This window comes from Betaproteobacteria bacterium, from assembly GCA_009693245.1.
Taxonomy (GTDB): domain Bacteria; phylum Pseudomonadota; class Gammaproteobacteria; order Burkholderiales; family SHXO01; genus SHXO01.
In genome coordinates, this window is record SHXO01000050.1 from 1 (window position 1) to 23257 (window position 23257).

General features: G+C 60.9%; 18 protein-coding genes. 6 read left to right on the forward strand and 12 right to left on the reverse strand.

What is annotated here, in order from left to right; translation table 11 throughout:
- Window positions 1-571: 571 nt before the first annotated feature.
- Genes EXR36_09565 through ilvB form a run of 4 tightly spaced genes read right to left on the reverse strand, consistent with a single transcriptional unit; the run spans window position 572 to window position 7462 of the window.
- Complete coding sequence (locus tag EXR36_09565) at window positions 572-961, reverse strand: Zn-ribbon domain-containing OB-fold protein (protein MSQ59865.1); 390 nt, start codon at window positions 959-961, stop codon at window positions 572-574.
- Entirely contained in the window at window positions 958-2127 is a 1170-nt protein-coding gene (locus EXR36_09570) for a thiolase domain-containing protein (GenBank protein ID MSQ59866.1), read from the reverse strand. Before EXR36_09570 ends, EXR36_09565 begins: the two co-directional genes overlap by 4 nt.
- Before the next feature lie 44 nt (window positions 2128-2171).
- Complete coding sequence (locus EXR36_09575; protein ID MSQ59867.1) at window positions 2172-5636, reverse strand: indolepyruvate ferredoxin oxidoreductase family protein; 3465 nt, start codon at window positions 5634-5636, stop codon at window positions 2172-2174.
- 38 nt (window positions 5637-5674) lie between these two features.
- The gene (gene ilvB / locus EXR36_09580) at window positions 5675-7462 is read right to left on the reverse strand and encodes a biosynthetic-type acetolactate synthase large subunit (GenBank protein ID MSQ59868.1); all 1788 of its coding nucleotides are present in this window, start codon (window positions 7460-7462) and stop codon (window positions 5675-5677) included.
- Between the two features lie 100 nt (window positions 7463-7562).
- Here ilvB and EXR36_09585 point away from each other — a divergent pair, with 100 nt between their 5' ends.
- From EXR36_09585 to EXR36_09595, 3 genes are all read left to right on the forward strand, one after another.
- Window positions 7563-8060, forward strand: coding sequence for an Lrp/AsnC family transcriptional regulator (locus EXR36_09585; protein ID MSQ59869.1), 498 nt, complete (start codon window positions 7563-7565; stop codon window positions 8058-8060).
- A gap of 87 nt (window positions 8061-8147) precedes the next feature.
- On the forward strand, window positions 8148-8990 hold the full coding sequence (locus tag EXR36_09590; protein MSQ59870.1) for a M48 family peptidase: 843 nt from the start codon (window positions 8148-8150) through the stop codon (window positions 8988-8990).
- Window positions 8991-9008: 18 nt separating this feature from the next.
- Window positions 9009-9872: a mechanosensitive ion channel family protein gene (locus tag EXR36_09595; protein MSQ59871.1), complete on the forward strand. Its 864-nt coding sequence runs from the start codon at window positions 9009-9011 to the stop codon at window positions 9870-9872.
- Here EXR36_09595 and EXR36_09600 read toward each other — a convergent pair.
- From EXR36_09600 to atzF, 7 genes are all read right to left on the reverse strand, one after another.
- Window positions 9787-11712: a propionate--CoA ligase gene (locus EXR36_09600; protein MSQ59872.1), complete on the reverse strand. Its 1926-nt coding sequence runs from the start codon at window positions 11710-11712 to the stop codon at window positions 9787-9789. The genes EXR36_09595 and EXR36_09600 overlap by 86 nt on opposite strands.
- A 26-nt stretch (window positions 11713-11738) precedes the next feature.
- Window positions 11739-12185 (reverse strand): VOC family protein, encoded by a 447-nt coding sequence (locus tag EXR36_09605; GenBank protein MSQ59873.1) that lies wholly within the window; start codon window positions 12183-12185, stop codon window positions 11739-11741.
- Window positions 12182-13168 (reverse strand): oxidoreductase, encoded by a 987-nt coding sequence (locus tag EXR36_09610; protein ID MSQ59874.1) that lies wholly within the window; start codon window positions 13166-13168, stop codon window positions 12182-12184. Before EXR36_09610 ends, EXR36_09605 begins: the two co-directional genes overlap by 4 nt.
- A 69-nt stretch (window positions 13169-13237) precedes the next feature.
- The gene (locus EXR36_09615; GenBank protein ID MSQ59875.1) at window positions 13238-14071 is read right to left on the reverse strand and encodes a DUF2877 domain-containing protein; all 834 of its coding nucleotides are present in this window, start codon (window positions 14069-14071) and stop codon (window positions 13238-13240) included.
- A 150-nt stretch (window positions 14072-14221) separates the two neighbouring features.
- Window positions 14222-15742: a regulator gene (locus EXR36_09620; GenBank protein ID MSQ59876.1), complete on the reverse strand. Its 1521-nt coding sequence runs from the start codon at window positions 15740-15742 to the stop codon at window positions 14222-14224.
- A 227-nt stretch (window positions 15743-15969) separates the two neighbouring features.
- Window positions 15970-16632 carry a cysteine hydrolase gene (locus tag EXR36_09625; GenBank protein MSQ59877.1) on the reverse strand — a complete coding sequence of 221 codons (663 nt, stop codon included), beginning with the start codon at window positions 16630-16632 and terminating at the stop codon, window positions 15970-15972.
- An 84-nt stretch (window positions 16633-16716) separates the two neighbouring features.
- Window positions 16717-18507, reverse strand: coding sequence for an allophanate hydrolase (atzF, locus tag EXR36_09630; protein MSQ59878.1), 1791 nt, complete (start codon window positions 18505-18507; stop codon window positions 16717-16719).
- A gap of 79 nt (window positions 18508-18586) precedes the next feature.
- Between atzF and fdrA the strand changes: the two genes are divergently transcribed.
- Genes fdrA through EXR36_09645 form a run of 3 tightly spaced genes read left to right on the forward strand, consistent with a single transcriptional unit; the run spans window position 18587 to window position 22465 of the window.
- Window positions 18587-20119, forward strand: a complete 1533-nt coding sequence (gene fdrA / locus EXR36_09635; GenBank protein MSQ59879.1) for an acyl-CoA synthetase FdrA — start codon at window positions 18587-18589, stop codon at window positions 20117-20119.
- Complete coding sequence (locus EXR36_09640) at window positions 20112-21515, forward strand: DUF1116 domain-containing protein (protein MSQ59880.1); 1404 nt, start codon at window positions 20112-20114, stop codon at window positions 21513-21515. Before fdrA ends, EXR36_09640 begins: the two co-directional genes overlap by 8 nt.
- Entirely contained in the window at window positions 21512-22465 is a 954-nt protein-coding gene (locus EXR36_09645) for a carbamate kinase (protein MSQ59881.1), read from the forward strand. Before EXR36_09640 ends, EXR36_09645 begins: the two co-directional genes overlap by 4 nt.
- Window positions 22466-22644: 179 nt before the next feature.
- On the opposite strand, the gene EXR36_09650 is transcribed toward EXR36_09645, so the two are convergent.
- Window positions 22645-23142: an integron integrase gene (locus EXR36_09650; GenBank protein MSQ59882.1), complete on the reverse strand. Its 498-nt coding sequence runs from the start codon at window positions 23140-23142 to the stop codon at window positions 22645-22647.
- Window positions 23143-23257: the final 115 nt, after the last annotated feature.

Genomic DNA, 23257 nt, shown 5'->3' on the forward strand with positions numbered 1-23257 from the left:
GTCTCCCTTCATCGCCGCCAGCGCGACTTGCGCCTTGAACTTCGCGGTCAATTTCCGTCGTGGCCTTCTCTTGCTCATGGTCTTGCTCCTCTTGGTTGGAAGCAAGGCTATCAATTATCCGCGTGTCCGAAAATCCGAAGCCCTCTCTACCTGCTGGTGCTCGGCCAAAGTCCGAGTCGTCTTTTCGATCTTTGCTATGAGCCTGTTAAATGTCTGTTGCCGCGGTGTGAGCTGCGCTCCGCGCACCAGGGGTCCCGGCACGATAGCTACTTCAACGTCTTGCCCGAAGAGATCTTTTTGAGTGGTCATGCATTCCAGGCATGAAGAATTATCAGGTCGCGGGTGTCGGGCTTCATTGCGTTCAGCGCGGCTTAGTATTTTACGGATTCACTGTTGACAGAATTGGAGAAGAAATTGCGGAACGGTGGTTTGGTTTTGGGGGATCAACAATGGGATCGCCCCTTGTTCCCTCTGGGGGGATAAACAAGGGGTTTTCCCCTTGTTCGTAACATGATTGTTGCCGAAGCGAGTGCATGCGTTTTGGTTCCGGCTATTTCGGCTTAGGATATCGTCACACCGGCGTGAACATCGGAACCTTGGCGCCCTCGTCAGCCTCCTTGAACACCACCTTCACGCGCTGCCCGATGGCCAAGCTGGAGGGATCGCAGTCCACCAAGTTAGTCATCATGGTCACGCCTTCCTCCAGGGTCACATAGGCCAGTGTATAGGGCACGGGCACGCCGCGATGAAGTGTGCTGTAGGAATAAATTACTCCAGTACCCTTGGCCGCCACCCATTCGGTTTTATCGGAAAAGCAATGAGGGCATAGCACGCGCGGATAGAAGTGCGCCTCGCCACAGTCGTTGCACTTGCCCACGAGTAGCGTGCCTTGGGCCGCGGCATCGAAGTAACGCTTGTTCTCGGGATTGATGGGGGGCGCCGGAATGTTGCGTGCGCTCATGAGTCTCGCTCCATGATCAAGGTGGCGCTGCCGTGGCGGGAGCCCAGTTGCCCGCCCGTGCCTTGCGCCAATGCCAGACGGCAATCGCGAACCTGTACCTTGGGATGCGCTTCGCCGCGCAATTGCCGCACGGCTTCTATCACCTTGGTCATGCCACCACGGTTCGCGGGATGGTTGTTGCACAGGCCGCCGCCGTCGGTGTTGAAAGGTAATTTTCCCGTTCCAGAAATGAGATTTCCATCGGACACGAAGCGCCCGCCTTCCCCTTTCTTGCAGAAGCCCAGATCTTCCAATTGCATCAGCACGGTAATGGTGAAGCTGTCGTAGATGGATGCGTATTGGATGTCCGCTGGCTTTACGCCAGCCTCGGTGAAAGCCGCCGGCCCCGACCATGCCGCGCCCGAGGTGGTGAGGTCAATCTTGCCGCCTTGCTGGCCTTTGGGGGATTCGCCCGCGCCGAGGATTCTCACCAATGGCCGCTTCAGACTTCTCGCGATCTCGGGGCGCGTCACGATGACAGCACCTCCGCCATCGCTCACCACACAACAATCCAGGCGGTGCAAGGGATCGGTGATGAGCGGAGACGCCAGCACTTCCTGCACCGTGACCACCTCGCGCAACATGGCCTGGGGATTGTGTTGGGCATGATGAGAGGCCGCCACCTTGATCCACGCCAGTTGTTCGCCGGTGGTCCCGAACTCGTGCATGTGCCGCATGGCCACCATGCCGTAACCGTTGGCCGTGGCCATGCCGTAGGGAAATTCGAAACCTGCTTCGGGCGTGGAGGCGCCGTAATTGCGCGGCTGCGTACCGGAAGATCCTTCCGAGCGTGGCCTGCCGGCCAGCGTCACCAAGGCCACGTTGCACTTGCCCAGCGCGATGGCTTGCGCGGCGTGGGCCACATGCACCAGGTAGGAGGAGCCTCCGGTATCGGTGGAATCCATGTGCCGCACCTTGAGGCCCAGATAATCCACCATGGACATCGGCCCGAGGCCGGGCGCATCACCGGCGCAAAAATAACCGTCGATATCGTCCTTCGTAAGCCCGGCATCCAACAATGCGCCGCGGGCGGATTCGGCATGCAATTGCGCTACCGACTTATCCGGCGCTTTGCGGGTGGGGTGCTCGTAGACCCCGGCGATATAGGCTTTAGCTTTGATACTCATGGGACATGAGTATAGCCGCCTCACGCCGCCTTTTTGCTCTCCGCTCACATTCCGCCCATCAATTGCGACTCCAACTCCCGCCACCGCGCACGCACCTTGTCAACGCTGGCTTGCTTCACATGGCCGAAACCTCGAATCTGCTCCGGCAAGCTCGCGAGTTCGATGGCGCGTGGCAAGTTTTCGTGGGTGAGGTTGGGCAGTAGCGCGCCAATGGTGGTGACGTACTGCTCGATGAGATCTCGCTCCATGCGCCGTTCCTCCGTCCTGCCAAAGAGGTCCAGAGGTGTGCCCCGCAAGAACTTCAATTTGGCGAGGAGCTTGAAGGCTCCCTTCATCCACTGGCCATACTGAGATTTGGTGAGGTGACCTTGAGCATCGCGCTTGGCGAACAAAGGCGGCGCCAAGTTGTATTTCAAGGCATAGTCACCTTCAAACGTGTCCTTGAGTTTTTGCTCGAACTGCCCATCGGTGTAGAGCCGGGCTACTTCGTACTCATCCTTGTAGGCCATGAGCTTGAATAGGTACTTGGCCACGGTCTTTGCCATTGCATCACGCCCGCCGGCCTCGGCCTCCGCCCGCCTCACTTTCTCGACAAAAGATTCGTAGCGCTGCCCGTATTGCGCGTTTTGATATTGCCCCAACAAGGCGGTGCGCCGGCGCACGATGGCATCCAGGCCTTCGGGCATTTGCACCACCACGGGTGGCGCGGCAACGCGCTCCACCGCGGCGATGTCGTTGGCGGCGTGACGGCCCCAAAGAAACGCCTGCTTGTTCATTTCCACCGCCACCCCATTGAGCTCGATGGCGCGATGCAAGGCCTCGGCGCTCAGCGGAATAAGCCCCTTCTGAAAGGCATAGCCCAGAATGAACAAATTGGAGGCGATGGAATCGCCGAGCAACGCGGTGGCAAGCTGTGTCGAGTCCACGAAGTGCGAGCGGCCTTCCACTGCTTCATCGATCAAGGTGCGAATTTGCTCAGCGGGAAAATGCCAGTCTGGATTCTTCGTGAAGGGCCCCGGCGGTTGTTCATGGGTGTTGATCACCGCCACGGTACGCCCTGGGCGGGTTTTCGCGATGGCATCCGCGGCGCCGGAGGTGAGCATGTCGCACCCTAGAATGAGATCCGCTTCGCCGGTAGCGATGCGTTGCGCGCGTATATCACCGGGCTGGGCGGCGATGCGCACGTGCGAGGTCACCGCACCGTTCTTCTGCGACATACCTGTCATGTCCAGCACCGAAACACCCTTGGCTTCCAGGTGCGCGGCCATGCCCAGCAACGCGCCGATGGTGATCACTCCCGTGCCGCCGATACCTGTTATGAGGATGTTGTAAGACGTTTCCAGCGAGGCAGACGGCGGTTCCGGCAAGGGGCCCAAGTCCATGCACCCGCTTCTCGCACGCGATTTGTTGAGCTTGCCACCTTCCACCGTCACGAAGCTCGGACAAAAGCCCTCCACGCAACTCATGTCCTGGTTGCACGAGGATTGATCGATCATGCGTTTGCGGCCGAAGGGTGTCTCCAGCGGAAGAATGGACGTGCAATTGGATTGCACCCCGCAATCGCCACAGCCCTCGCACACGGCCTCATTGATGAATACCATGGCCGGCGCCAGCGGATATTCGCCCTTCTTGCGCCGGCGCCGCTTTTCCGCCGCGCAGGTTTGATCGTAGATCAGTACGGACACGCCTTTCACTTCGCGCATTTCGCGTTGAACGGCTTCCAGATCCTTGCGGTCGTGCAGCGTCACCAACGCCGGCAGTTGCGTGCGGTCGGTATAGCGCTGCAAATCCTCCGTGACGATCGCGATGCGCTTGACGCCTTCGGCCGCCATTTGCTGGGCGATCATGGGAACCGACACCGTGCCGTCCACCGGTTGGCCGCCCGTCATGGCGACCGCATCGTTGTAGAGAATTTTGTAGGTGATATTGACGTTGGCGGCCAGCGCGGCGCGAATCGCCAAGTAGCCGGAGTGAAAGTAGGTACCATCCCCCAAGTTTGCGAACACGTGCGAACGCTTGGAAAACGCCGCCTGGCCGATCCAGGTGGCGCCCTCCCCGCCCATGTGGGTGGTGGTCTTGTTCTGTTCGGGATAGATGGCGGTGGCCATCACATGGCAACCGATGCCCGCCAGCGCGAGACTTCCCTCGGGCACCTTGGTGGAGCGGTTGTGCGGGCAACCCGAGCAGTAATAGGCCGGACGCGGCGGCGTGTTCACCGCCTTCTTCAAGACCGCCTCCTTGGCATCGAGAAAAGCGAGTTTGGCCTTGATGAGATCGCTAGTGTGAAAGCGCGCGATGCGCCCCGCGATGACACGGGCGATCTGGGCGATGGAGAAATCCCCCTTCGCCGGCAGCAGCCATTGGCCGCGCGCCCCCGCCCATTCGCCGTTCTCGTCAAACTTCCCGATTACGCGCGGGCGCACGTCCGGCTGCCAGTTGTACAGATGCTCCTTGAGTTGATACTCCACCACCTGGCGCTTTTCTTCCACGACCAGAATCTCTTCCAGTCCGCGCGCGAACTCGCGCACGCCCTCGGGTTCCAGCGGCCAAGGCATGGACACCTTGAAAAGGCGAATGCCGATCTCGCCCGCTCGCTGCTCGGCAATTCCCAACTCCTCCAGAGCTTCGAGCACATCCATGTAGGACTTGCCCGAGGCGATGATGCCCAGCCTTGCTCGTGGCGAATCGAGGGTGATGCGGTTGAGATGGTTCGCCCGCGCATAGGCAATCGCTGCGTAGATTTTGTAATCCTGCATCAGCGCTTCTTGCTTGCGCGCATGTTCGCCCAGGGGGTCCGTCGAGGGACGGCAATTCAGGCCGCCCGCGGGCATGCGGAAATCTTCCGGCATCTGGATCTTGACGGCGAAAGGATCGGCATCGATGGAGGCCGAGGATTCCACCGTATCGGCCAGCGCCTTGAACCCCACCGCGCAACCAGAGAAGCGCGACATGGCCCACCCGTGCAGGCCCAAATCGATGTAATCCCGCACGTTGCACGGATACAGCACGGGGATCATGGAGGCGGCGAACAAATGATCGCTTTGATGCGGTAAGGTGGACGAATAAGCGCCGTGATCATCCCCCGCGATGAGCAGCACGCCGCCATGGCGGGACGTACCCGAAAAGTTCATGTGCTTGAACACGTCGCCACAACGGTCCACACCCGGGCCCTTGCCGTACCACAGGGCGAACACACCATCGTAGGCGGATTCTCCTATCAGGTGCACTTGCTGCGAACCCCACACCGCCGTGGCGGCCAGTTCCTCGTTCACCCCCGGCACGAACTGGATATGGTTGGCCTTGAGGTGCTTGGCGGCCTTCCACAGGGCTTCGTCCAATCCGCCCAGAGGCGAGCCGCGATAGCCCGAGATAAAGCCGCCGGTGTTAAGACCGGCCGCCACGTCGCGCAATCGTTGGATGAGGGGCAATCGCACCAGCGCTTGCACGCCGCTCAAATAGATGCGGCCGCTCTGGCCGGTGTATTTATCTTCCAGGGGCACTGCTTGCATTATGTATTCCTCGTGCTCGGTTCCCGCGTGCGGGCTGCTCAAGCCTCTTGGCTCGAACGATAGAAATTGTTCGCGGAAAGCATGATCTGGTTGTGCCCGCAACCGGCGGGGATCATGGGAAAACAATTTTCTTGCGCCTGCACGGACACGTCCAGAAAGTAAGGTCCGGGCGCCGCCAAGCATTGGCGTAGTTCGTTTTCGAGTTGCCCTGGATGGGACACGCGGCTCGAGCCCCAACCAAATCCCTTGGCAACGGCGGCGAAATCCGGCAAGGCCTCCGTATAGCTATGGCTATAACGCCCGCCGTGGATCAACTCCTGCCACTGCCGCACCATGCCCATGTAGCCGTTATTGCAGAGAATCACCTTGACCGGAGCGCGATGTTGCACGGCCGTGGAAAGCTCTTGAATGTTCATGAGCACCGAGGCATCCCCGCTCACGCATACCACCAGCTTGTCCGGGTGTGCGATCTGCGCGCCGATGGCCGCGGGCAATCCGTAACCCATGGTGCCGGCCCCGCCGGAGGTCAGCCAGCGCCGGGGGTGCTCGAATTTCAGGTACTGCGCGGCCCACATCTGGTGCTGGCCCACATCGGTACTCACTATGGCATCGCGCTTCGCCAGTTGCTCGCGCAAGGAAGTCATGAGGTGCTGCGGCAATATGCAATCCTCGCGCGCCTCGAAACGCAGGCAATCCCGCGCTTGCCAAGTGGCGATGGTCTTCCACCATTCGCCCAACGCTTCGGCTGGCTTCGCGCAAGCGGCAAGCGCCGCCTCCAAACCCATGAGCACTTCCCCGCAATCGCCCACCAGGGGCACATCCACCTTCACGATCTTGTTGATTGAAGTGGGGTCCGCATCGATGTGAATCTTCTTGGCGTTGGGGCAAAAATCGGACAGGCGCGCGGTCACCCGGTCGTCGAAGCGGGCTCCCACGCAGATCACCAGATCGGCATGGTGCATGGCCAGATTCGCTTCCAGCGTGCCGTGCATGCCCAGCATCCCGATGAACCGAGGATCGGAGGCGGGAAAGGCCCCCAGGCCCATCAAGGTCAAGGTACACGGCGCGCCACTTGCGCGCACCACACGCGAAAACGCCTTGCATGCCGCAAGGCCGGAATTGATCAATCCTCCGCCGCCATAGAAGATGGGGCGCTTGGCCCCGCGGATCAAATCCGCGGCCCGGCGCAAGTTCCCGCGCGGCAACTCCTTGGTGCGTACGGAGCGCCGTGATTCTTTCACCGGCAAGCGGGCTCCCTCCGGCACCGCCGCCAACTGAATATCCTTCGGGAAATCGATCAGCACGGGACCAGGGCGGCCATGCATGGCCACCTCGAAGGCGCGCTGCACCGCGGGCCGAATGTGCGCCGGGCTGGCGATTTGTGTGTTCCATTTCGTCACCGGCCGCGAGATTCCCAGCGCGTCGCATTCTTGAAAGGCATCGCTGCCGATGAGTTTCGAGGGTACCTGGCCGCTGATGCACACCACCGGAATGGAATCGCAGAAGGCATCGAGCAACCCCGTGATCGTGTTGCTCACGCCCGGGCCGGATGTCACCAGCACCACACCCGGCTTGCCCGTGGCGCGGGCGTAGCCTTCGGCGGCGTGCACGGCGGCCTGTTCGTGGCGCACGAGAACATGGCGCAAACGCGGCTCGGCGTACAAAGCGTCGTAGACGGGCAGCACCGCTCCGCCTGGATAACCGAAGATCGTATCGGCACCTGCCGCGAGCAGCGCTTCGAGCAAAACCGCCGCGCCGGTTTTGGGTAAAGAGGTACCCGCCTCTGGTTGAGGCCATGCGGGGGAGGGATAAACGCCGTCGTCCATTACAGAATCGTACTCGTTCGTTCGCAAAAAAGGCTTCTGAATTTTCTACTTTCAACCACTCGTAATAGAATGCCCGTTCTATTTATGGTCTTTTCCAAGAATGAATCTCGACAAATACGACTTCGCCATTTTGAGCGTGCTGCAAGAAGACGCCCGCGCCAGCTTGCAAGACATCAGCGGCAGCGTGGGGCTTTCCACCACCCCTTGTTGGGCCCGTATCAAGAAAATGGAGAGCGAAGGCGTGATTCTCGGGTATACCGTGCGCATCGATCCGGCCGCCATAGGATTCACCGAAACCGTCATCGTTCACGTCACGCTGGAAAGCCACAACGACGAAACCTTGCAGGCATTTGGCAAGGCCTTGGAGGATATTCCCGAGGTGCTGGAGGCTTACTTGATTTCCGGCGATTACGACTATCACATCCGCATCGCCGTGCGCGACACCCGCGATTATGAGCGCTTGCTGCGCGAGCGGCTCTATCGCATTCCCGGCATACGTCACTCCAAATCGAGTTTCGTGCTGCGCTGCCTGAAGCAAAGCTTGACGCCGCTTTCACCCGCGCCTGAACCCCCGCGCGCCAAGAAACGCAAACGCTGAACAGATACCCCCGCGAAGCGCGAGCCGGCGTAACGCCGGTAAGGCGCGTTGTCTATAATCCCACCCCTTCCCTCCCTCGCCATATCCATGAATTTCGCACGTCTCGCCGTCCTGCTACTTTCCTCCGCCTTGCTCGCAGCCTGTCAAAGCACTCCCGTTACCGGGCGGCAGCAACTTCTCATCGTGCCCGAATCCCAGGCCATCGACGCATCCAAGCAAGCTTATACAGAAACCCTCACCCCCATCCAGAAAAAAGGGCAACTCAACACCGATCCCGCCCTGAAGGCGCGCGTGGACCGCATCACCGGGCGCCTCATCCCGCCGGCCATCCAATACCGCCCCGAAACGCAAGCCTGGGAATGGCAGGTGAACGTCATCGACGATCCGAAAACGCTCAACGCCTGGTGCATGGCGGGCGGGCGCATGGCCATCTACACCGGCATCATCCAGCAACTGAAACTCACGGATGACGAGATCGCCCAGATCATGGGCCACGAGATCGCACATGCCTTGGCCAAGCACACGGCCGAGCGCATGTCGGTTGCAGTGGGTTCCCAGGCACTGCTACAAATTGGCTCCGTATTGCTAGGCGGTAAAGGCACGGGCTGGCAACTCTCGTTGCAGGCTGCCGCCGTGGCCACCACCGTGGGCGTGCAACTACCCAACATCCGCACGCAAGAATCCGAGGCCGACCGCATCGGCATCGAGCTCGCCGCGCGCGGGGGCTACCACCCCGAAGCCGCGGTCACGCTGTGGAAGAAAATGGTCGAAGCGACCGGCGGAAAAAGCAAGACGGATTTCTTGAGCACGCACCCGGCGGGCGAGAAGCGTATCGAAGCGCTGTCGCAACTGGCCCCGCGAATGATGCCACTTTACGAGGACAAGACCGAGCGCGCGGTGTACAAATTCAAGCCGGCCAGCGCTAAGTAGGCGGTTGCGGGAACCAGCGTGACAGAACTATTATCGATGTCCGCCATCGCTCCGGAGATCGTCGCAACGATCATCCTCATCGTGCTGGCGGCGGGTGTGAATTTCGCGATTTCGGCGGTCTTGCGCGGCAAGCTCGGACTCACTCGCGAAACCAAGTTGCGCGCCTCCATTCTATGGCGCAATACATTGCTCCTCATCACGACCTTGGTGTTTCTCTATGTGTGGCGGGGCGAACTCCAGGCCGCGGCTCTTTCCTTGGCGGCCTTGAGCGTGGCCTTGGTGATCGCGGGAAAAGAACTGCTTACCTCAGTGCTGGGCTATATCCATCGCACCACGTCCGGCAGCTTCCGCTTCGGCGATGTCATCGAAATCAACGGAATAAAAGGAGAGGTGATCGATCAGACCCTGTTGTCCACCACGGTTCTGGAGATGAGCGAAGAGCACCAATTCACCGGGAGAGTAGCGCAATTCCCTAATAGTTTTTATGTGAGCCACCCGCTGAAGAATCATTCCCGCCTGGGCGACTACCAATTAGGACTGCTCACCGTCTCGCTGGCCCCGAACGCCAATATCCAAGAGGCGAAATCCACGCTGGAAGAAGTCGCGAACAGCGTTTGCACCGAATATGTCGCGCCCACCCAAGCGGCATTGCGAGAATTGGAAGGCGAACAATTCGTGCTCATGCCATCGGCTGAACCGCGTGTCATCATCCGCATGGCCGAAGCAGGCAAAGTCTCTCTCACCCTTCGCTATCCGTGTCCCTCGGGCCGGCGTACTCGCACCGAGCAGGAGATCCTTAGCCGCTATCTTTCGGCGGTGACCGAGATGCCCCCACCGCCGTGCGAATCTGCTCCAGCGCGCCAGGATCCTCCAGTGTCGTGAGATCCCCCGGATCGCGCCCTTCGGCCAGGGCCTGAATACTTCTTCGCAGCAACTTCCCGGAGCGAGTCTTGGGTAAGAGCGTCACGAAATGCACCCGCGAGGGCCGTCCAATGGCGCCGAGTTGCTTGTCCACCATGGCCATCACCTCCTTTTCTTGTTGCGCCCGTCCTTCGGGTGTTTGCGCTTTGGATACATCCTTCAGGACGGCGAAAGCCAGCGGCATCTGTCCCTTCAACTGGTCCGCTACGCCCACTACCGCAACTTCGGCGACATTGGCGTGCGATTGGATGGCCTCCTCGATCTCCCGCGTGCCCAAGCGGTGGCCCGCGACGTTGATCACATCGTCGGTGCGCCCGAGGATGAAGTAGTAACCGTCTTGGTCGCGAATGCCCCAGTCGAATGTGGAGTAGACCTGCTTGGTTTTGAAGGTGGTGAAGTAGGTGTTGACGAAACGCTCATCATCGCCCCACACCGTCGTCATGCAACCGGGTGGCAAAGGCGGGACGATGGTGACCACGGCTTTTTCGTTATCGCTCGCTGGCGAAGCATCCGTCTCGCGCAATAACTGAAGGTCGTAGCCGTAGGCGGGAAAGGAAGGGCTGCCGAATTTAAGCGGCGTATTCTCCACGCCGGGCATCGCCGTCAGCAATGGCCAACCCGTTTCCGTTTGCCAGTAATGATCGATCACCGGCTTGTTGAGCGCACCGGAAATCCAGCGGTGCGTGGGCTCATCCAGAGGTTCGCCGGCCAGGAACAAATGTTTGAGAGACGACAGATCGTATTTCTGGATGTAACTCAGGTCCTGTTTTTTCAGAACCCGTATGGCCGTGGGCGCGGAGAACATCACGTTCACCTTGTGGTCCTGCACGATTTTCCACCACACGCCAGGATCGGGCCGGATGGGCACACCTTCGTAGAAGATAGTGGTCATGCCGGCGATCAAGGGTGCATAGATGATGTAGGAGTGCCCCACTACCCAACCGATGTCGGAAGTGGTGAACATAGTCTCTCCTGCCTCGCCGCAGAAAATGTGTTTCATGGAGGCCGCCAAGGCCACGGCGTAACCGCCCACGTCGCGCTGCACGCCCTTCGGCTTACCAGTGGTTCCCGAGGTGTAGAGGATGTAGGAGGTCTCGTTGGATTCCAGCCAGGTGACCGGCACCTTGGCATCCATGTGTTGCGCGCGTAACCGCGCGTAATCTAGATCTCGTCCCGCGACGACGGACATCTCCTTATCCAGCGCGCGATTCACCATCAAGACTTTTTGCGGCGGATACTTCGACAGGCGCATGGCTTCGTCGAGCAGATTCTTGTAGGGCACGACCTTGCCCGCCCGCATGCCGGCGTCCGATGAAACGATGAGCTTCGGTTTTGCATCGTCGATTCGCGTGGCAAGACTTGCCGAGGCAAAGCCCCCGAACACCACCGAGTGAACAGCCCCAATGCGCGCGCAAGCAAGAATCGCGAAGCAGGCTTGGGCAATCATGGGCATGTAGACCAGGACGCGGTCTCCCTTGGCAACGCCCAGACTTTGCATGATGGCGGCAAAACGGCTCACTTCCGCCTGCAATTCGCGATAGGTGTAGGTCTTCTCTTCATTGGTCTCCGTGGAGATGAAAACCAGTGCCTTCTGGTCACCGCGCGATGCCAAGTGGCGGTCCAGCGCGTTGTGGCAAAGATTGGTTTCACCGCCCACGAACCATTTCGTGAAGGGCGGGCGCGAGTAATCCAGCACTCGCGCAAACGGCTTCTCCCAATGAATGGCGCGCGCTTGCTCAGACCAGAATCCATCGCGATCCTCGATGGACCGGCGGTGAAATGCTTTGTAGATTTCGCCCATGACAATATCCTCCTCGCCCGCCGGCACTACTCGTATCCGAGAGGGTCGATCCGCACTCCTTCGGCTAACAACCCCGTACCGGGAACGAAATTCATCTCCAATCGGATACCGTCAGGGTCCTCGAACAAAACGGAGTAGTACCCCGGTGCCCAGGCACCCTCCTCCGGTGGATGGACGATTTTCGCCTCCATGCTCACTAGGTGCTGGTAGAAGCGATCCACATCCGGGCGCGCATAGGCGCGAAAACATAGGTGATGCAGACCCACCCGCGTTTGCACGAAGCGTTCGTGGCCAGGGTGCTTCCCGGCGGGTTGCAGCGCGATCGCGCTACGGCCTCCGATGAAATAAGTCATGCGAGGTGACCGGTGCACGCATCTGAACTCGAGAAAGGTCAAGAAACTCTCGTAGAACGGCACCGAGATCTCCATGCGCATCACGCTGAGCGCGACGTGCGCAATCCCGTTGATCTTCACAACCGCACCACCGCCCTGCCTTTGAATTGCGACTTCAACAATTTCTCGAACACCGGCCCCATGCCGTCCAAGGGAACCGTCGTCACCATGTCCTGCAAATGCCGGGGTTTCAAATCGCTCCCCAACCGCTCCCACACGCGCCGGCGCACCGGCATGGCGGCGTTCACCGAATCCACGCCCACCAAACTTACGCCACGCAGGATGAAGGGCATGACGGTCGTGTTAAAGGTGTGACTGGCAGCCAAACCGATGGCCGCGAGCGCCCCGCCAATTTGCATGGTGCTGGCGAGCCACGACAGCACATCGCCGCCGAGGTTATCCACCGCGCCCGCCCACGTGGCTTTGTCCAGCGGTTTGATTTTCGCGAGATCCAGAGCGGAGCGCAGCATGACCTCCTTGGCGCCGAGTTTCCTCAGGTACTCGCTCTGCGCCTCTTTCCCCGTCAGCGCCACCACGTGATAGCCCGCGCCCGCCAAAATATCGACGGCGATGCTGCCCACGCCACCGGTGGCCCCCGTCACGATCACCGGCCCGTTCGCGGGTTTCAATCCCACCTGCTCCATGCGCTCCACCGCGAGCCCCGCCGTGAATCCAGCCGTGCCCAAGGCCATGGCCTCTTGCTGCGTCATCCCCTTGGGCAACGGGACCACCCAATCCGCCGGCACGCGCGTGTATTCGGCATAGCCGCCATCGTGCGCCACGCCCAGATCGTAACTCGTGCACAACACCTGGTCACCCACCTTGAAGCGCTCGTCGGTGGAAGAACTCACCACGCCGGAGCAATCGATTCCGCCCACGCAGGGAAAGCGCCGGATGATCTTGCCCGCCCCCGTCGCGGCCAGGGCGTCCTTGAAGTTAATGCTGGAGAAAGCGGTCTTTATCACCACTTCGCCTGGATCGAGTTCCTCCAAGCCCATCTCCACTATGCGCGACTGAACTTTTCCTTCCTCGTTGAAAATTCTGAAGGCCTTGAATTTGGCCATGATGTCCTTTTGCGTGTTCTGGATAAATACTCACTGGCGGTGTCTCGCCACGGCCCCTATGGTAACGCCTTAGTTTGCCGGCAGTCCCGCGTGCTCCCCCGTCGCACCGAGAATGAACCCCGTGAACATGTCCCAACCGGAGGAGTGGCCGATGCGCACGAGTCTTTGTGCCGCTTGCAATGCTTGGTCATGCCCGCCTGCCACGAGGGCTTGCGCAAGCTCGTGCAAAGGCGCGAAGCTCTGCCCGCGAACCAGATCGCGAAACATCGCGGCGCTCAAGCGGTGGCTTCGGCGGCCAACGAGCAGTGCGAGTTTTTGCGCCGCCGCTTCCCAACGATCATCCCATGGCCGCATCAGCCGGCGCGCAAATAACGAGGCGCCCACAAGATCGTCGCCCGAGGGAGTGAGGCCAGTGCCGAAGCCTAGCAATCCCGCCGCGGCATCGAACACCGCATCCGGGTCATCCTCCCCATGGGCTTGCGCGAGCGAACTCAGGCGAGAAGCCGCGAGATGAAGTGGAAATGGAAGCGGGCGTCCCGCCAGCCAGGCGCCAAATCCCTTGGGTGGATCATCGAGTATCGCCCCGCGAAGCCGTTCCACCTCAGCGCTTATGCAGGGAACCGCCGCTTCATCGAAACGCGGTGTGTGCCCCAACCAGCCATGCGCAGGAACGGCCTCGAAACTTAACTTCATCCCGCTCGGCACCGCCAGTGATGTGACCACCGCGCGCGGATGCATGGCGGGAAGATGGGCACCCACCCACAGGATTTCCCCGTTAGCTTGCGCATAGGGGGCGTCTTCAAATCCGGCAACCGGCATGGCGACGCCCCCGCTCTCCTTGAGAGCCACGCAGGCCACTTGGCCGCAGGACACTATTCGCGCGGCGTGGACCTGCACCTGCATTCCTAGGAATCGCCGGTCAAGTCTTCCGTTCGTGGTGAGCTTGTCGAACCATGAACGGAAGACCTCGTCACATCAACGCATTGCCAGGATCGTCCTTCCATCACTCGACAGGCTCGGAGCGAACTGGCTTAATCAGTGTTTTCCCAGGCTTTAAGCAGCCTGCTCGCGCTGCTGCATTCCCGCGAGCAAGCATACCCCGCCAAAGAGCGCGTAACCCAAGGCCACCGAGGGTGAGGCACCCCAACCCAGTTGCGCGCCGTGGATGAGTCCGACGTAGGAAAACACCGCGCCGACGAATGCGGCGACGGCGGCGTGGGTCAATTTCCGGTCGATGATGAAGACCGCCATGGCGCCGAGCACCATCCCGGCCAACACCGAGCCACTCCCCAGCAAGGCGATGCCGTTGTAGATCACGCCTGTGCCGGCGAGTTTCTCGGCGCCCAGAGTGGCGGCCGAAGTGCCCGCGGCCGTGAGAGATCCGTCGATGTTGATCTTGGCCCACTCCGCGATGTTGGGAATGATCGCCAGCACCACCGCTGGTGCATGCTTGGCGGGAGAAGCTTGGAAAGCCTGTGCGCCGATCACCAACCCGATGTAAAGCAGAATCGGGAGGATAGCCACCAACGGAATGACCTTGAGCAATAGCGCAGTCAACCCCAGGAAGCACACCAACGCGATAACGATACCGGTCGCGAGCGAATAGCCGATGCGCCCGCCCACGGACTTCCAACCAGGATGGCCGATGTATACCGCCGGCGGGAATGGACTACCGAGCAACGAACCCACCACGGCACCCAATCCATCGGCCAAAAGAATCTTGCGAAGGTTGTAGTTATCCCCCGCGGCCGATGCGCTTTCCACATTGTTCATGGCCTCGGTGAAGTTGTAGATCCCCAGCGGAATCGCGGTGGCGAGCAATGGCGCGACGTCACCCAATCCCGTGAACACATCCATGGATGGAATGGGTAGATGCAACCCGAACTGCTCCAGGGATTTCGCCACTTCGTCTGCTCTCATGAGGTCGCTCCAACCCATGAAAGTTGCGAGCCAGCCGATGAGGGCACCGATGATGACGGCGGCTAGGCCCCCCGGAATCCCTCCGGGCAAGCGTATGTTGGCGGTCCAGGCGATCAACACAATGGCAAAACACACAAAGGCAATCCACGGCACTTCCCACATCTGGAAAGCCGGCCGCATGGAGATGAAGGCGATGGAGATTCCAGCCAGAGTGCCCAGCATCGCCGCACGCGGTGTGTGGGCCCGAATCCAAGGGCCGACGAAGGCACCGATCAACACGATCACTCCGATGATGAAGCACCAGGCAAGCCCCGCGCGCCAGGCGAGCATCGCGTCCTTGGTGGTGAGGTACGTGGGCAGCATCACCACGAACACCACGATGAACATGTGCGGCACGCTGGGCCCGTAAGGCATGGCCGTTACGTCGCCTCTCCCCTCCTTCCTGGCGAGTTCCCAGGCGAGATAAGCGTAGAAGAGATTGCCCAGGGGAAGCGCGATGCCCAGCGCTGGTAGCACGCGGCCGAACACTGTGTCAGCCGGGAGTTGCACTACGTAAAGACACAACGTGGTCAGGACGATTACATTGAGAAGCACGTTCGTAAAAAGCCCGAAGAAGCCGTTCCAATCGCCGGGCACCCACCACTTCGCCTGCATTGTGTTTGTTGCCATGGTTCTCCCCTGTTGTCATAGCGCCCGGGATGGGCGCTTTGCTCAAAAACTTAAAGGCATTTCACCACGGAGGTACAGAGACACAGAGAAAAGCAAGAAGGGCTTCTGTGGGCAATGAGCCGTGTATGAAGCGAGGGGCGCACCCACAGTTCCGATGGAGTCAGATATCAAATCTCTGTGTCTCTGTGCCTCTGTGGTGAAAATTCAAGTAATCAACCCAGCGCTTCGAGAAATTGCCGCGAGCCGCTCACCCAACCGAAAATACCGCCTTGCGCCTTGATCATGTTGAGTGCCGCCACCTGAAACTCCGGAAAATACGATCCCACGCAATCCTCCAGCACCAGGCAATCGTAACCGCGGTCGTTGGCTTCGCGCACGCTGGTGTTGACGCATACCTCGGTGGTCACTCCGCACACGACCAACTGCTTGATGCCGCGATGGTGCAAGATCGAATCGAGATCGGTGGCGTAAAAAGCACCCTTGCCGGGTTTATCCACCACCGGCTCGCCCAGAACCGGTTTTAACTCGTCCACTATGTCATGCCCGTACTCGCCCCTTACAAGTATGCGTCCCATGGGCCCGGGATCGCCGATGCCGTTTTTAAGCCGCCCGCGTAGCTTTTTGTTGAGGGGCAAATCGGAGAGATCGGCGCGGTGCCCTTCGCGCGTATGGATCACCAGCATTCCCTTTTTGCGTGACGCATCCAATACTCGCTTGATAGGACCAATGGTCTTCCTCAGCAATGATACATCGTTACCCAAGGCCTCGCCAAAACCGCCCGGATCGACGAAGTCGCGCTGCATGTCGATGACCAGCAGTGCACAAGTGGCCGTATCGAAATCGAACTCATAGGGTTCTGCTTGTACTACTGTCATGGCTGTCTCCCGTTTGTCGTGGGGCTAGGTGTCAGGGTTCAGAGGTCAGGGGATGGGTTTTCACTGAATCCTGACCCCTGAATTCTAGCCCCTCGTCTTCAAGTACGCCCTCCACCCGCCCAACTGCGTAATCTCCCGCGCTCCATGCGTGGCGTAATGCTCGCACAGAAAACCGCGCACCTTTTCTCCGTCTTCCAATTCCACCGTGCCAATACCAAGCGGGCTGGGGATGCTGTCCACGAAACCTCCGAAGGCGCTCGCGGGCAATTCCCAAACTTCGAGTTCCATGGCGCCGCCACCTTGCGTGCGCAGCATTCCCGGCCGCGGCGGGGAGAAAGCCTCCAGGGCGAACAAGCGGTAACACGGGGCGCTGCGTGTGGCGCGCACCAAGCGCCCGCCGCGTTCGGTGAGTTCGCGGTTCAAGGGCAAACCGGACATATGGGCGCCGCACACCGCAACGCGGACATTCGCGTTCGCGGGTTGGCGCTGGAACTCAACATTGGGAAGAATGAATCCCGTCGCGCCCATGGGCAATGCGAAATCGCGTTGCACGCGCGCGCCCAGCTCGCACAGGGCATGGTCTTGAAATGCGGGCGCCACCAGCGTGATGCCGAAGGGCAGCCCGTCCGTGCGGAATCCGGCAGGCACGGCGAGCGCGCACAAATCCAGCAGGTTCACGAAATTGGTGTAGTACCCCAGCCGGCTATTGAGTTCGATGGGATCGGCGTTCACCGCTTCTTGCGTATAGATCGTCCCGGCGGTGGGTGTTACCAGCAAATCCACCTGTTCCCACACCGGTTCGGTCGCTCGCTTGAGTTCGCGCAAGCGGTAATCGGCCGCGAAAGCGTCCGCGGCGGACTTGGTGGCGCCTTTCTCGATGATCTTACGAGTGACCGGCAACAAGGCTTCTGGTTTACGCTCCATCAGTTCGCGCGCCACTAACCAGCGCTCGGCCACCCATGGCCCCTCGTAGAGCAGGCGCGCCGTTTCAATGAACGGCCGAAAATCGATTTCCACGCGCGTGCCGCCCAGAGCTTCCAGCCGCGCGATGGCTCGCTCGAATAATTCCCTTGCCTCGCCATCCCCAAAAAATTCCAATTCCGCGGCGCGCGGCACGCCAAAGCGTTGGCCAATTGGGCGTGGCACCCCAGGATCATGGCGCGAGAATGGGTCCTCACGGTCGAAGCCTTGCGCCACAGCCAGCACGCTGCACGCATCGAAAACATTGAGGGCGAATAGGGACACGCAGTCGAGGGAACGGCAGGCGGGTACCACTCCCCGCGCGGACAACAAACCGCACGTCGGCTTCACCCCAACCAAGTTATTAAAGGCCGCGGGCACCCGGCCCGATCCGGCCGTATCGGTACCCAATGCAAAGGACACCAAGCCCGCCGCCACGGCAACGGCGGATCCCGAGCTGGAACCGCCCGAGATATAACGCGGATCGAACACGTTGCCCGGCGCGCCGTACGGCGAACGGGTGCCCACGAGCCCGGTGGCGAATTGATCGAGATTGGTCTTGCCGATGGCGATGGCACCCGCATCCAACAGCCGTTGCACCACTGCCGCGCTGGTGGCGGGCGTATAGGCGTAATCCGGGCAAGCCGCGGTGGTGGGACGCCCAGCGAGATCGATGTTGTCCTTGATGGCGAAAGGCACGCCATAGAGCGTGAGAGTGGCGGGATCGCGGCCCTCCAGTTCCGCGGCCCGCGCATCGAGTTGCTGGCGCGGCACCAAGTCAATCCAGACTTTGTCGCCGCCCCGCTGATTCACACGCTCATGCACCGTATCCACGACCGCGCCCGGCCGCAGCTTCCCCGACAGGTAAGCTTCGCGCAGGCACGTCAGATCGAGACTTGTGTCAGGTACGGGCATTGTTGGTATAAAGCTCCCCAAGTGGCCCCTGGAGTTTGAACGATAATGTGTTTTCAAGCAACGGCCAGTTCCTGACCCCATGCCCACGGGACAGCGCGTCATCCGTAACACCTACCGGGACTCCGTGTCGCTGATGCAGATTTCGGCGCGCATCGGTGCCCTTGCGGGCATCCGCAAGGCCTCCCTGGTCATGGCCACCGAGGGTAATTTGGCGCTCCTTCGCGAAGCGAAGCTCATCGAGGATACGGTTCAGGCCGCCTCCAGCGACTTGCTCATGGTGCTGGAGGGTGAAACCGATGAGGCCATCGAGCGAGCATTCGCACAAGCGGATGAGGCGCTAACCGGCGAAGCGGCATCTACAAGCAGAGGACCGCCAAGCGAGATATCGCCGCGCAGCATCCAAATGGCGCTCAAGAATTTTTCCGAAGGTAATTTGGCACTCATATCCACGCCGGGCGAATACGCCGCCGCCGAGGCCCTGAAGGCCTTACGGCTCGGCCTGCACGTCATGCTCTTCAGCGATAACGTGAGCATCGCGGATGAAATCATGCTCAAGCGCGAGGCAGCTCATCGCGGGCTGCTGGTGATGGGGCCGGACTGCGGCACGGCGATCGTCAGCGGCATCCCCCTTGGCTTCGCCAACGTCGTGCCACGCGGGCCAGTGGGAGTCGCGGGCGCATCGGGCACCGGCATGCAACAAGTCACCACGCTCTTGGGCCGCGCAGGCATCGGTGTATCTCACGCGCTGGGCACCGGAGGGCGCGACCTGCGGGCCGAGATCGGAGGCGCCACCATGTTGCAGGCCATCGATGAACTGGCGGCGGATTCCGAAACGCGCGTCATCGTGCTGATATCCAAACCCCCGGCTCGCGAAGTGGCCGCGAAAGTGCTCGATCATGCGCAGGCCACGGGCAAGCCGGTGGTTGCTTGTTTTCTTGGCGCGGAAGCGGATTCCACGCAAAGAGCGAACGTTACTTCCGCGCGCACTCTCGAAGAGGCCGCGAGCATGGCGGCCGCATTGGCGCAAGGCCTGCCCCCGAGCCACGCCATGCCGGAATCGCCGGAATTCGGCATGCCCTCAATCAAGCCAGGGCAGAAGTATCTGCGTGCGCTCTATAGCGGCGGAACCTTCTGCTATGAGGCCACGCTTCTCTTGTCGAGTGTTGTGCCGTACGTGTACTCCAACACCCCGGCGGGTTTGGCCCATGAACTCGCGGACGTCTGGCGCGGCCAGGCCCATGCGCTCGTGGACTTGGGCGGCGACGAGTTCACGCGCGGGCGTCCCCATCCCATGATCGATCACCGGTTGCGCAATGAACGCCTGTTACGCGAGGCGGCTGATCCAGAAGTTCGTGCCATCTTGTTCGACGTGGTGCTCGGTTATGGCTCGCACGCCGATCCTTCGGCGGAGATGCTGCCGGCGTTAGAGGAGGTGAAGCGCATTGCGCAACGCGCTGGGCGAACCGTCGCGTTAGTGGGATTCGTATGCGGAACGGAGCAAGATCCCCAAGGGTTATCGCGGCAGGAAACAGCGCTGAAAAATGCCGGCGTGATTCTCGCAAGCAGTAACGCCCAGGCGGTGCGCATGGTGAAGAGGATCATCGATGCCTAGTTTGTTGCAAGGTAAATTGGCCGTGCTGAATGTGGGCTTGGGGCGATTCGCCGAAGCCATCTCCGCGGCGGGCGGCGTGGTGACGCATCTTGCATGGACGCCCCCCGCGCACGGTGATGCCGGCGCGGGGATGGCGCTCGCGCGTTTGGTCAATCATCCCGTCATCGAAAAGGCGAACCAGCGCGCCTTCGATGCCTTTCTCGCGGTTTCTCCGGTGCTGCGCGGAGTGGGACGCGCGCGAACACTCCTTCCAAAAATGACGGACCGCACACTTCTGCACGCGGGCCCGCCGATCGAATGGGCGCGGATGTGCGGTCCCATGCAAGGCGCCATCACCGGCGCCATCCTCTACGAAGGTTGGGCTTCGGATGCCGAATCGGCACGCGCGCAAGCCGCCAGTGGCCAGATCAAGTTCGAGCCCTGCCATCATCATGACTGCGTGGGGCCGATGGCCGGCATCATCAGCCCCTCGATGCCATTGTGGATCGTGGGGGACGACGCGGGCCGCCGCGCCTACAGCAACTTCAACGAAGGGCTGGGCAAGGCGCTTCGTTTTGGAGCCTACGGCACGCCCGTGCTCTCGCGCTTGCGGTGGCTCGAAACCAAGCTCGCTCCCGCGCTGGAATCGGCACTCTCGCTGGTGGGCGGCGTGGAATTGAAACCGCTCATGGCGCAGGCACTTCTCATGGGAGATGAAGTCCACAACCGCAACGCCGCCGCCAGTGGTTTGCTGCTGCGGCGCTTGGCAAGCGCACTGGTGCGTTCGCAAGAACCCTCGGACAAAATCTCCGAAGTGCTCGATTTCATCGCGGGCAACGAGCACTTCTTTCTCAACATTTCCATGGCCGCCTGCAAACTCATGCTGGATGCGGCGCACGGCGTGGCCGGTTCCAGCATGGTCACCGCCATGGCGCGCAACGGCGTGGAATTCGGTATCCGCGTGAGCGGCTTGGGGGAGCGCTGGTTCACCGCCAACGCGGGCGCGGTCAACGGCCTCTATTTCGCCGGCTATTCCGAGGCGGATGCCGCGCGCGACTTGGGCGATAGCGCCATCACCGAGACAGCAGGCCTGGGCGGATTCTCCATGGCCGCGGCGCCGGCCATCGTCAAGTTCGTCGGCGGATCGGCGCGCGACGCCACGACCAATAGCCGCATCATGCGGGCCATCACGTTAGGCGAATCCAACATCTTCCAATTACCCGCGCTGGATTTTCAGGGCGCGCCCTCTGGAATCGACGTGCGAGCGGTGGTGGATACCGGCATTGAACCCGTTATCAACACCGGCATCGCCCACCGAGAAGCCGGTGTGGGGCAGATTGGAGCCGGCTTGACGCGCGCACCGCTCGCCTGCTTCGTGCAAGCCGTCACCGCGCTGGACAAGGAGCTATCGCCATGAGCACTCACGCCAAACTCGCCGTCGTCGCCGTCGGAGGTAATGCGCTAATCCGTGACGAACAGCACCGAAGCATTCCCGACCAATACGAAACCGCGCGCGCCACCGTGGGCTACATCGTGGACATGGTCGAGGCCGGTTCGCGCGTGGTTCTCACCCATGGCAGCGGCCCGCAGATGGGCTTCATTCTGCGCCGCTCGGAATTGGCTCTGAGCGAAGTGAGCCCAATTCCCATGGACTACGCCGGCGCGGATCTGCAAGGCGCTATCGGCTACATGTTCGTCAAAGCATTCCGCAACGAATTTCGGCGGCGCGGACTTGCGCGCGAAGCCGTCGCGGTAGTGACGCAGGTTCTCGTGGACCGCGACGACCCCGCCTTCCGCGACCCCACAAAACCTATCGGCTCGCCCATGGACGAAGCGACCGCACGCGAGCGCATGCGAACTCTTGGCTGGCAGGTGCGCCCCGATCCAGGGAGAGGCTGGCGGCGCGTGGTCCCCTCGCCTATTCCAAAAGCCATCCTCGATCTGAAAGTCATCGCCCATCTCGTGGATTCCGGTTATGTCGTCATCGCTTGCGGGGGCGGCGGAATCCCCGTGATTCAAGACGAGCAGGGAGAAACCAAAGGTGTGGAGGCAGTCATAGACAAGGATCTTTCCTCCAGCCTGCTAGCCCGCGACTTGCACTCGAATAGCCTGGTCATCGCCACCGGCATCGAAAAAGTTGCATTGGATTTCGGCAAACCCACCCAACGCTGGGTGGATCGCATGACGCTCGCACAAGCCAAGCAATACTTAGCCGACGGCCAATTCGACCGCGGCAGCATGGGCCCCAAGGTGGAAGCCATGATCGAGTTCGTTGAAAGCGGCGCGGGCGAAGGCATCATCACCGATCCGCCGCATCTGACCGAGGCCCTTGCGGGGCGGGCGGGAACCCGGGTGGTGGTGCAATAGAAGGGCGAACTTATTGCGCCGTTCTACGGCCAGCCAGTTGGGGTCAGCGGTCCAATGCCCATTTGGTTAGCCGCTGGTGCGGAGCACGCCGAAACCCATTCGATTAGCCGTTCGGGCTGAGCGAGTCGAAGCCCATTCACCCCGTGGCCTCACTGGCGGCCGAAGGCGAACCGGCCCCCTTATAGCCTATCCAGCGGGCTGAGTACTCCCTTACCCCCACGATTGAGCACGTGGGTGTAGATCATCGTTGTGCTCACGTCCTTGTGGCCCAGAAGTTCTTGGACAGTCCTGATGTCGTAGCCGGATTGAAGTAGATGAGTTGCGAACGAGTGGCGAAGCGAATGCGGCGTAGCCGGCTTGTGGACGCCGGCCTCCCTAACCGCCTGTCTCATCGCTCGCTGGACGTTCTGCTCATCGATATGGTGGCGGCGCGTCTTTCCCGAGCGCGGGTCCTTGGATAACCGTTCGGAAGGAAACACATACTGCCAAGCCCATTCCCGGGCCGCGTTCGGGTACTTGCGTTCAAGAGCAAAGGGTAGATACACCTCACCGAATCCTTCGCCCAAATCCCGCCTGTGAATGGCGCGCGCGACATCAAGCTGGACTAGAAGCGGCTCGCGAACCGATGCGGGTAGCATGGTCACCCTGTCCTTGGCACCCTTTCCTTCGCGCACCAGCGGTGGCTAATGAATAGCCTGCCGAGTGCACGGGCACGATCCGTTTGCGTCACGGCGGCACCGGCGCCGCCCTCGTTGTTTTGCTGGTGCGCATCGGGTTTGGGCTTCGTTCATC

Bases quoted from the DNA above. Each gene is read 5' to 3' on its own strand.
- EXR36_09565 (MSQ59865.1), bottom strand. From the start codon at position 961: ATGAGCGCACGCAACATTCCGGCGCCCCCCATCAATCCCGAGAACAAG.
- EXR36_09570 (MSQ59866.1), bottom strand. From the start codon at position 2,127: ATGAGTATCAAAGCTAAAGCCTATATCGCCGGGGTCTACGAGCACCCC.
- EXR36_09575 (MSQ59867.1), bottom strand. From the start codon at position 5,636: ATGCAAGCAGTGCCCCTGGAAGATAAATACACCGGCCAGAGCGGCCGC.
- ilvB (MSQ59868.1), bottom strand. From the start codon at position 7,462: ATGGACGACGGCGTTTATCCCTCCCCCGCATGGCCTCAACCAGAGGCG.
- EXR36_09585 (MSQ59869.1), top strand. From the start codon at position 7,563: ATGAATCTCGACAAATACGACTTCGCCATTTTGAGCGTGCTGCAAGAA.
- EXR36_09590 (MSQ59870.1), top strand. From the start codon at position 8,148: ATGAATTTCGCACGTCTCGCCGTCCTGCTACTTTCCTCCGCCTTGCTC.
- EXR36_09600 (MSQ59872.1), bottom strand. From the start codon at position 11,712: ATGGGCGAAATCTACAAAGCATTTCACCGCCGGTCCATCGAGGATCGC.
- EXR36_09610 (MSQ59874.1), bottom strand. From the start codon at position 13,168: ATGGCCAAATTCAAGGCCTTCAGAATTTTCAACGAGGAAGGAAAAGTT.
- EXR36_09615 (MSQ59875.1), bottom strand. From the start codon at position 14,071: ATGCAGGTGCAGGTCCACGCCGCGCGAATAGTGTCCTGCGGCCAAGTG.
- EXR36_09620 (MSQ59876.1), bottom strand. From the start codon at position 15,742: ATGCAGGCGAAGTGGTGGGTGCCCGGCGATTGGAACGGCTTCTTCGGG.
- EXR36_09625 (MSQ59877.1), bottom strand. From the start codon at position 16,632: ATGACAGTAGTACAAGCAGAACCCTATGAGTTCGATTTCGATACGGCC.
- atzF (MSQ59878.1), bottom strand. From the start codon at position 18,507: ATGCCCGTACCTGACACAAGTCTCGATCTGACGTGCCTGCGCGAAGCT.
- fdrA (MSQ59879.1), top strand. From the start codon at position 18,587: ATGCCCACGGGACAGCGCGTCATCCGTAACACCTACCGGGACTCCGTG.
- EXR36_09640 (MSQ59880.1), top strand. From the start codon at position 20,112: ATGCCTAGTTTGTTGCAAGGTAAATTGGCCGTGCTGAATGTGGGCTTG.
- EXR36_09645 (MSQ59881.1), top strand. From the start codon at position 21,512: ATGAGCACTCACGCCAAACTCGCCGTCGTCGCCGTCGGAGGTAATGCG.